This window comes from uncultured Sunxiuqinia sp. (genome assembly GCF_963974515.1).
Classification (GTDB): Bacteria; Bacteroidota; Bacteroidia; order Bacteroidales; family Prolixibacteraceae; genus Sunxiuqinia.
The window spans coordinates 1-6,615 of sequence record NZ_CAXBDD010000148.1 but is presented as its reverse complement, the minus strand read 5'-3'; the positions used below and the strand labels follow the sequence as shown (position 1 = coordinate 6,615).

Annotated in this window: 6 protein-coding genes and 1 pseudogene; all 7 read right to left on the bottom strand. The window is 38.0% G+C overall.

Annotated features, from left to right (window positions below):
* Positions 1 to 783 precede the first annotated feature (783 nt).
* The 7 genes and pseudogenes from AAC033_RS17840 to AAC033_RS17810 all read right to left on the bottom strand — a co-directional run bounded on the left by AAC033_RS17840 (position 784) and on the right by AAC033_RS17810 (position 6,095).
* Entirely contained in the window at positions 784 to 1,116 is a 333-nt protein-coding gene (locus AAC033_RS17840) for a hypothetical protein (protein WP_339740644.1), read from the bottom strand.
* Positions 1,106 to 1,702, bottom strand: a pseudogene (locus AAC033_RS17835) (RloB family protein). The gene AAC033_RS17840 and the pseudogene AAC033_RS17835 overlap by 11 nt, the downstream one beginning before the upstream one ends.
* A gap of 91 nt (positions 1,703 to 1,793) precedes the next feature.
* On the bottom strand, positions 1,794 to 3,086 hold the full coding sequence (locus AAC033_RS17830; RefSeq protein WP_339740642.1) for an ATP-binding protein: 1,293 nt from the start codon (positions 3,084 to 3,086) through the stop codon (positions 1,794 to 1,796).
* Between the two features lie 379 nt (positions 3,087 to 3,465).
* Entirely contained in the window at positions 3,466 to 3,654 is a 189-nt protein-coding gene (locus AAC033_RS17825; protein ID WP_339740640.1) for a hypothetical protein, read from the bottom strand.
* A 192-nt stretch (positions 3,655 to 3,846) separates the two neighbouring features.
* Positions 3,847 to 4,746: a nucleotidyl transferase AbiEii/AbiGii toxin family protein gene (locus tag AAC033_RS17820; RefSeq protein ID WP_339740637.1), complete on the bottom strand. Its 900-nt coding sequence runs from the start codon at positions 4,744 to 4,746 to the stop codon at positions 3,847 to 3,849.
* Positions 4,739 to 5,491 (bottom strand): type IV toxin-antitoxin system AbiEi family antitoxin domain-containing protein, encoded by a 753-nt coding sequence (locus tag AAC033_RS17815; RefSeq protein ID WP_339740634.1) that lies wholly within the window; start codon positions 5,489 to 5,491, stop codon positions 4,739 to 4,741. Before AAC033_RS17815 ends, AAC033_RS17820 begins: the two co-directional genes overlap by 8 nt.
* A 445-nt stretch (positions 5,492 to 5,936) precedes the next feature.
* The gene (locus tag AAC033_RS17810) at positions 5,937 to 6,095 is read right to left on the bottom strand and encodes a hypothetical protein (protein WP_339740632.1); all 159 of its coding nucleotides are present in this window, start codon (positions 6,093 to 6,095) and stop codon (positions 5,937 to 5,939) included.
* Positions 6,096 to 6,615: the final 520 nt, after the last annotated feature.

Here is a 6,615-nt window from a genome sequence, read left to right as displayed (position 1 = left end):
GAAAGATTTAAAAAATTCTAAGCTATTAATAGAAGATTTAAAACTTTTGGCAGATATATGGGCTGCTTAATCATTAAGGGCGTTTTTTAAAGCATCTGATAATGACTGAGTTTTAAATTAAGTCAAAGTGTAAACTTTTGAAGTTGGTATTTGTCAGGTACTTCAAGCTTTTCAATTTCAGAAATAGCTTATATACTGGGATTTGAGCATCCACAATCTTTTACCAAATTATTCAAATCTAAAACCAATATGACCCCCTCGGAATATAAAAGCAGCGTTTGAATACAAGCTGCAATTGCGCAATAAAAAAGACAGGATGAGTCATGATAAGCCCTGTCTTTTTTGACTATAGAAATCCCTTTAGATTTTAAGCAATCTTGCTCATAAATTTTCGAATTTCATCGATTATTTCCTCTCCACATTCTTTCATGGCAAAATGTCCGGTAATTGGTTCAATTCGAATCCTGTTAGGTTATCTTTATGAAAAGTACGAGTCATGTGTGGTGAGACATATTCATATTCGTTTTATGATTGAAAGTGGAAGAATTTCCTAACCTAAGAAGCGCTTTTGAACGAAAAATCCCAATTCGATTATAATCACCTTCGCCGTCTTGAACAATTAAGAGTTTACAAAACTGGCTTAGTCCAACAGACGAAAGCGCTGTGTATTGTCCGAGGGTTTTTTTTTAATCTTGTAACAACTTCTTTCCCGTTTGCCAATAAATTATATTCTGTTTGAAGGAATCTTTTATAGGTCTGTTGGTAACAATAGTGAAGGAAAGATCAGTGGTTTTTGTCTCTTCTAAATGTTGTGAAAAACTTTTTTGAGAAACCTTTGATTCTATTTTTAAAATCACTTAAAATAAAGGGATCATCTTTATGAACGGTTGTATGCTTTAGTTGACAATATTTGATTTGTTTTTTGTTGTCTGGCTCATCATAGTATGCTGTGATGTCAATAACATATTCTCCACTCTTTATTTTTTCTTTTGATCCTTCAATCACAATAGCACGTAAGGATGTATTTGGATCGACCAAACTTAGGCAACGTCTGGCTGCCCATCTGTAATGAAATACATCCCCTTGCCTTGAATATTCTACCAGTTCATTTGACATATTTCAATTCCATTAATTCCTCTACCAATATCCACACCATCGTACATGGATTATGATTGGAGTAATCCTGTCGTTCTCCGTACAGTTCTGCCAGGCGTTTCCCGTTTCGAATGGCATCTTCCAGACTGGCATGTTGTTTTAGCCATGCATACATCCGCTCGCTGTTTTTTTCATATCGAAAGTCTTCTCCCAGAAATGGTTTCAGGTTATTTTCAATCAATCCCTTAAAATCCTTTCGGGACATAGCATTCTCAAAGTAATGGAAATGCAGCAAGTACCATAATTCAAATGCCTCGTTACTCCAGGCACAACCAATTTCAGGTTTATTCTCTTTGCAGCGTTGGATGGCACTGTTAAAGTTGTTCGCAGAAAAACTATCCCGGTCAAAAACTACCCATAACCGGTCAACAGTCCGGCCCTGATTTTTCTCGTATTCAGCCTTTAGTCGCTACGCTTCATTTAATAACGATTTTGTGTTCATGCCTGTCCCTTCGACATCAATCTGATAGGAGGTCAGCACACCTTTGGGTAGATCTTGTTTCAGTCCTTCAAAATAGTTAGGCTCTGTAGCTTCGCCTTCGCACACAATGAGGTAGTACTTCCGCTTGTTGCGAATGTTCTTTTTTCGCTTTTGCTCCTCTCTCTCGCAAACCGCTTTAGCCGTTCGTTGGGGATCTTTATTTTTCGTGCCATTCCGTTACAATGTCTGCGAGGTTGCCAATAAAGGGAATTGCGCCGTAACGCCCTTCAATATAATCTTTCTCGAATGAACGGTCTTTTCGGATCGTTTTTCCATCTTCTTTATATTCTACCAAAGAGTACATATCGGAAGCGCCAAACTGATCCTTTTCAATAAAATAGATTTGGTCCCTGCGATAGTTCCCATAATACAATAAATTAGTATCGTGGGTGGCAAAAATGAGCTGTGCATTATTGGGGTTAAACTGCTTCGAATTAAAGAGCCGGGTAACAGCCAGCGTTAATAGCGGATGTAAACTGGCGTCCAACTCATCTACCACCAGCACCCCTCCGTCATTCAAAACATCAAATACAGGCCCTGAAATATTGAAGATTTTGTTGGTTCCGGAAGATTCCTGGCTCCGCATATCGAATTCTACATGACCAACAACTTTATTCTCATTGTCGTACTTTTTGTGTATGGTTTTAATATCAATTTTGAAAGCCCCTTCCAAATCAGTTATCAATTGCTTTACAAAACCTTCAGGCATTTCATTGGGAAGTTCTTTTGGGTCAAAGGGCTTTTTATTAACAGATATGTTATCAAATCCCATATCCAGCGTTTTATAAAAATTAAGCAATTTAGGACTGGTTTGTTTATTTTCCAACATACCGAATGTAACACCTTTGTACCCTTCATGCGTAAGCCCGGAAATGGTAATGAAATTACTAAACCACAGCATGATTTTTTTTGCAATTTTTCCATTAAACTGATCTGTCACGGTAAGAAACAGTGCATTGTCTCGGGTTCGACCTTCCAGGTCTTTTCCTTCAGGAAAATTTTTCATTACTTCAATACCATCGTATTCCCGAAGAAACATAGGCTTTTCAGCATTTTTGGGCGCCTCAAACAGCCATTCTGCATGTACCTGCTTATTGTTTACTTCGAAGCCATACCGATAGCGAATGTTGTCAATAATAAAAACTGCTTCGAAAAAAGATGGATCTTTTTCTGTTTCCGTACTTAGTAAAAATGGTGTTACATCCAACTCATCTGCAGATGATTGATCGAAAGACTGTATTACGAGGCGTCGCATAGTGGACATTGCCCGAATAAAGTTGCTTTTACCACTTGCATTTGCACCATAAACGACAGCTCCTTTTAATAAGTCAAGTCGTTCGGTAGAAAACATATTCGTATCAATGTGCTCCTTTATTGAGGTAGCAGCAAGACTTAACGTCGTTTTTGTTTTAAATGAAAGAAAATTGCCTACTGAAAATTCGAGTAACATCTTGTTTCTATTTTATGAGAATATTTCTCAAAAATACAAAATAGGAATCAGATAATTGTAATATTTGTGAGTAATTCTCATTTGTTTATTGCAAATAAATAGTTGTTCAAATTCAGATTATTCAAAATTACCTTATGGGACTCGAACCGGTAAATAACTATATTAAAGATGATTACATTTTTCTTGAAATGTCATTTAGTTTTCGTTCGAACACAAAAAAGCCCCGTAATAACTATATTACGAGGCTTTTGTAAATTTTTCGTGATCTCTACGGTACAAAACTCGAACCATTTAATAGCAGATTTAAAGCTTTTAGCGAATGTTAGAGCAGGGTAGATGTATTCAAGAAAAACAAAAGATATGAACTACTCAAATGAGTTTAATAATTAATACTCCTGATGAACTCATTGGCGATATTTGAGCTTTCGAGTGGCATGATACTTTCCTCGGCACTGCCATAACTTAGCAGGTTGATGCAGCCGTACCAGGAAACCTTTTGGTCGATAACAGCAAACTTCTGATGGATTTTTGATTTGAGGACGATTGCTACCCCTGAACTTTTTATCAAATCAATTGTCGTTTGTCAAGAGGTCAAATCCTTTTCTTTAAAGTCTTCGGATGGTCTGGTCACTATAACTATTTTTTCCAAAGCTTTAAAATCCATTTTTTACGCGTTACCTTCTTTTGAACAACGATCGTTTTATTACGAATTGATCATGCAATTAGAGCTATATTATTGATAAGGTAAGACATTACAGTATTATTTTATTCCGAAAAAGCGTTTCAATCGCTCCACTTCCAGCCTATGTTTTGTCAGGTTCTGAGTTTTCAGTTTGTTTACATTAAGCGACTTCCATTGTACAGAAGGAAAATCCCTAAAATCTGAGTAAGCTGATTTTTCCCATTGGGGATCGCCTTCTTCAAAACTAACAAGGAATGCTTTGTCTTCTTCGCTCAGCATTGAGTTGACAAAAGCAATAAGCTGTTTCCGTGCTGTTTCGTAGTTCTCATAAGTAAAAGGAATATCTGTCATACCACGAAACTGATTTTCCAGGGCTTCCTGCTGATTTATAGGGTTTGGATACAAAGACTCAATAAACGGTTTGTCGCTTCCCAGTAAAGCAAACATAAAACCATATTTCAAATGGTCTATTTTATCCGATTCCATATCGTTGTAGTCGAATAAATCGCGCGGGTGCTGACGGCTGATGGCAGCAGCAATTTTCCCGCCATACAATTGTTCCATCGGTACGATTCGTGCTTTACAGTACATCCCGAATTCTTCCTGCGCTTTATCGCATAACGGCATTTCAATTGCCGGCCCGATAATGCCCCGTTTAATCCCATTAACTTCAATCTTTACCGTGCTCCGTCCCAACGTGCATAAAAGCTTATTGGGTACCGGACGGATATGAATACCCGGCACTGTACGTTGCAGTTGCTGACTGATTGCGGCCAGCTTTTTATTGATTTCTGTGAGGCTTTCGTCCCGCGGACCAAGCGGAATATAAGTTACATCGACATCAACCGAGTATCTCGGAAGATTTTTGATAAACAGGTTTATGGCCGTACCTCCATGAACCGCAAAATCTTCTTCCCGGTAGATGACGGGTAATATACGGAGCAAAAGCCTGACCTGTTCTTTGTAGAGCTTATTCATAATTTTTCAGTTCTTCGGGTATTACGATCTGGTATTTGCTGTCGTAAACACCGTTGGGCACGATTTCCCGTTTACCGCTCCCGATATCTATTTTCTGCAAATCCAGATCGCCGAACCATGTATGACCGGCTTTTTCTGCCATATACAGGAACAGACGTTTCATTTTTACCGATGTGTTTTGATCCAGCAACGCCTGTACTGTGCCAGGGCGAAGCGCAGTTAATTGTTCCATCACATAATACAAGTCCATGAGGTTGTACTGTTTCGGTGCAAGGTTCAGGCATTCGATAAATGCACGTTCCGGGGTGGAAGCCAGTATTTCAAATGCACCCTGCATCATCGGGTTTATTCCGGTATCTGTATCGAAATACTCTGAGGTAACAAGTAATAAGTCCACACCCCAGTCATGTTTTCTGAACCAGGATGGAACCCACTCATCTTTAGGATAGCCGACAAATACCACCGGTCGCCCCATAGGAACATAGTGTGTGTATCCCGCCAGTTCCAAAGCCGATAATCCACCGACATAAAAATGTTTGTCGGTTTGTTTGTTCAATGAAGATAAAGCCCCGTATATAGTTGGGGTCTCGCCGGTACGGATCATCACACCTGCACCAATGGAGGTCAGCCATTCAGAATCACGATACCTTCGTTGTAGCTCATAAGATAAGCCGTTTTCTCTCATCCAAGATGAGAAGAACAGGGACCCTGAAGGCAGTCTTTGAAGTAGCTGGTTTATTTTCATTGGTCTAAATGTACTTATAGTACAAATATACTAAAATATTTAAACTGACAGTATTATGCTGTTTGATTATAAGTTCAGCTAAGGGTCTGAACCATAGGGTGTATTTCACGGGTTCGAATACCGCCAGATCAAAATTCATGTCGTGTAACAGTCTGTTGTTTAGTTGTTTAGTTGTTTGTGTTTTGATGGTTTTGCTGGGGGACGCGTTGGGGGACAGTCGCTTTTTGTTTATGGGATAAAGTTATCGTGCCCTATAGCTACATCTTTTGATGTTTTTTTAGAGAAATCAATATTTACTTTTTCGAATCGATAATTCTCTAATGAAAATACGGCCTTGTTCATTGACTTTATTTATTTGAATTGTAAATCTAAAGTAAAGAAAAATCCGAAGCGAACTTCGGATTTTTCTTTATTTCATTTTGACTCAGGAATTCCCAATAGGAGTCTATTTGGCATATCCATAGAGTAGTTTGGATTGTTCTATAGATTCATCTACTTTAAGTCCTATTTTGTCATACTTCTCATATTCAGCCCAATCCTTTTCTATTTGCTCTCTGGAATTGTCTTGAAAGTATGATTTTAAACTGTCTAATATAGTACTCATAGTCTTGTTTTTTTAGTAATCTGACACCTCTTGTCATGCATGATCACAGTACAGAAGTAAGTAATAATAAAATGATCTTAAAATCTCTCCCTTATTATATCTACTCTTATTAACCAATAGGTTACATTTTTGTTTGTTAGTTCTTGTGTTTATATAGGTGTCGATGCCCTGTCTCAAGTAATACATTTTGTTATTGTTGCAAATATAGTAATATAGTAAGTAGTTTGATATTTCCTTATGCAAGACTGACATTATTAAGGATGTGAATACAAGAGTGAAAACTTACACAGCGGTGCTGCTGCTTGAAAGGGAGTTTTTGGAGCAAATGGACTTGCTGCCTGTTGCGAGTGATGAAATTCGAAAGAATAATGAAATATGAGAACAAACCACGGGCTGGAATTAGTATGAAAGATCTGTAATAATAATAGGTGTGTTGTTAGGTGACCTTCCCGATAACTCACTTATTCGTTATTCCGGTCGTTGAATCCCTGAGTTTGTTCATTCGGGCCGCTGAATGATT